This is a genomic window from Actinomycetes bacterium, from assembly GCA_036000965.1.
Taxonomy (GTDB): Bacteria; Actinomycetota; CALGFH01; order CALGFH01; family CALGFH01; genus DASYUT01.
Genome location: DASYUT010000010.1, coordinates 1 through 2,777, shown reverse-complemented (window position 1 = coordinate 2,777; position 2,777 = coordinate 1). Strand labels below are relative to the sequence as shown.

Annotated in this window: 2 protein-coding genes; both read left to right on the top strand. The window is 70.6% G+C overall.

The window, feature by feature from the left end:
• The first annotated feature begins 223 nt into the window (after positions 1–223).
• The gene (locus VG276_00460; protein HEV8647893.1) at positions 224–757 is read left to right on the top strand and encodes a hypothetical protein; all 534 of its coding nucleotides are present in this window, start codon (positions 224–226) and stop codon (positions 755–757) included.
• A 239-nt stretch (positions 758–996) separates the two neighbouring features.
• Complete coding sequence (locus tag VG276_00455) at positions 997–2,769, top strand: IS1634 family transposase (protein ID HEV8647892.1); 1,773 nt, start codon at positions 997–999, stop codon at positions 2,767–2,769.
• Positions 2,770–2,777 lie beyond the last annotated feature (8 nt).

Genomic DNA, 2,777 nt, shown 5'->3' with positions numbered 1-2,777 from the left:
GTGCCTTCGTATCCAGCGAGGCGTCGTTCCGCCGCCCATCGTCATCCCGCCCGTCGAACAGGCAGAAACCCCGCGGCGATCATCTGGTCACCACTAACGTGGGGCGGCGGGGGCGGACACCCGCAAAATCGATGCGGCAGGGCGGAGATCCCAGCCTGCGGGTTGCTGCGGATGGGAGGGGCGGATGCCAGCCACATGCCGGGTCTCGTCGGACCTGATCACCGTGCAGGAGCGGCGCGATTTGCTCGCAGACGCCAGCAGCCGCCGCGCCCAAGCCAAGCGGTGCGACCGCCCGCGCTGGCGCGTGGTCGACGGATGGCAAGTCCTCGGCCCGGCGCGCTTCTCCTACAGCCCCGACGGTCAGCTTCACAAGGACATCCACCCTCGGGTGGCCGAGCGCGCCACCGAACTGATCGAGGTCAAGTTGCGCCCGGTCCAGTCCAACTATCTCTACTACGACACCGGCGACTACCTCGGGCTACACCACGATCAGGCCCGGTGCCCGTTCGCCGTGATCGTCCTGCTCGACGGCGACGCCGGACCCCTATGCGTGCACCCGGAACTGCAGGACGCGCGGCCCGAGGACCTGGGCGCCCTGCTCGAGCCCGACGGCCACCGAGGCGGCCAGAAGATCGCGCTGCAGGACGGTCCGTTGCTGCTCTCCGGCCGATTGCTGCCCCACCATCGCGAGCCACACGTCGCCGCCGAGCCGATCACGCTCGTGACGTTCTGCCTTGGGCAGGAGCCAGCCACCTAGGGCCCGTTTTCCGCACCGATCCGGGTCTAGGCTTCCGCTGACCGCTGGGTCGGTCGGGGCAGGCGCGGGCGTTTCCTGTTGCAGGGCTTGGTTTCTGGCGCGTCCGGCAGGCCCGGGCGAGGGGCGTGATGCGGCACCTGCTGGCCGTCCGTAGGGCCAACACAGCCGCTCCCGGTTCCTGGGAATCCCGAACTACACGCTTGTAACTCTCATGCCTGCGCTGGTATCGTAGGGCCAATATGTACGTGAATCGGCACGCCGTCCAGCGCGGCGACAAGCGCTACGTCTACCTCCGCCTCGTCGAGGCCTACCGCGACCGGGGCGGCAAGGTCCGCCACCGCGTGCTGACAACCCTCGGCCGCGAGGACCAACTCAAGGCGGCGGGCCAACTCGACCAGCTAGCCGCGTCCTTCGCCCGGCTGGACCCGCCGCCGGCCGGGACCCGCCGCGAGGTCGGCCCGCTGCTGCTGGTACGCCACTACCTGGACCGGTTGGGCCTGGCCGGCCTGGTCGACCAGGCCGCGCCGATGCGCGGGCGGGCCATGCTCACCCACGGGGAGGTGATCGCCGCGCTGGTCGCCAACCGGCTGACCGCCCCCTCCCCGCTCTACGACATCGCCGGATGGGCCTCCTCCGCGGCGATGGCCGAGTTGTTCGATGTCCCTGCCATGCTGCTCAACGACGATCGGCTCGGCCGCGCTCTGGAGGCCCTCGCCCCGGTCGCCGAGCACGTACGCGGCCAACTCGCGCTGGCCGCCGCGACCCGCGGCGGTGCCGACCTGTCCCGGCTACACCTGGACCTGACCGCCGTCCGGTTCACCGGCGGCTACGAGGACTCCGCCCTGGTCGAGAAAGGCTGGGCGGCCGACCGCACGGTCAAAGAGCAGGTGCGCACCCTGCAGGCATCCACCCCGGACGGGGTCGCGGTGTACTTCCGCCCACACCCCGGCTCCCGCTCCGAACTGCCCTGCTTCATCGACGCGATGGAACGACTCCAACAACTGGCCCCACCCGGGCTGGTCGTGGTCGCCGACTCCGGCCTGGGCTATCTGGCGCCGCTATGCGCCGCGCAGCGGGCCGGGCTGCGATTCGTCGTCCCGCTGCGCGCCGACACCGGCTGGGCCCAGGCATTCACCGTCGATGTCGGCGGCCTGGACCAACTCGAAGACCTCGGCTACTGCTCGCAGCGCGAACAGCGCCTCCCCCCGGCCGAACGCACCGCCTGGCGCGGGCTGCTGCGCCCGTTGCAGGTCACCGACCCAGAAACCAAGGCCCGCCACGACCTGCGCGTGGCCTACATCTGGTCCGCCGAGGAAGCCGCCTCGGTGCGCGCCGGCCGCGAACGGGCCATCGACAAAGCCGAGGCCGCGCTCACCAAGGCCCGCAACGGCCTCGGCGGGCGCTACTACAAGACCCGCGAGCAGGTTCACGCCAAACTCGCGCAGATCCTCGGCAAGAACACCGCCGGGCTGATCCACGCCACCACCGGACAGGACCCCGACACCGGCAAGCCCACCCTCACCTGGCGCCGCGACCCCGAAGCCATCACCGCCGCCGGCCGCCTCGACGGCCTCTACGCCCTGGCCGCCAACCTCGACAACCCGACCGGCCAGGAACTGACCGCCCTCGACGTGCTGCGCCTCTACAAAGACCAATGGATCGTCGAGCAACGCCACCGCTACCTCAAACAAACCCTCCGGGTCCGCCCCATCTTCCTGCACAACGACGACCGGATCGCCGCGCTCGTCGCCGTCATCGGCATCGCCCTACTCAACTTCGGCCTCATCGAAGCCGACCTGCGCCGCGCACTCGGCCCCGACACCCACCTGCCAGGCCAGCTCGGCGAAGGCCGCCCGGCCAAACCCACCGGACGCAACATCCTGGCCGCGTTCGCCGGCCTGCACATCACCTACACCCCGAACGGGCCCGTCCTCGACAAGCTCACCGCGGCCCAGCGGGTCATCCTCGCCCACCTGGACATCCCCATCCCCTGGCCCGAGAAGACGAACTGACCCCCGAA

Excerpts from the sequence above, each read along its gene's own strand:
- VG276_00455 (HEV8647892.1), top strand. The coding sequence starts at position 997 with ATGTACGTGAATCGGCACGCCGTCCAGCGCGGCGACAAGCGCTACGTC.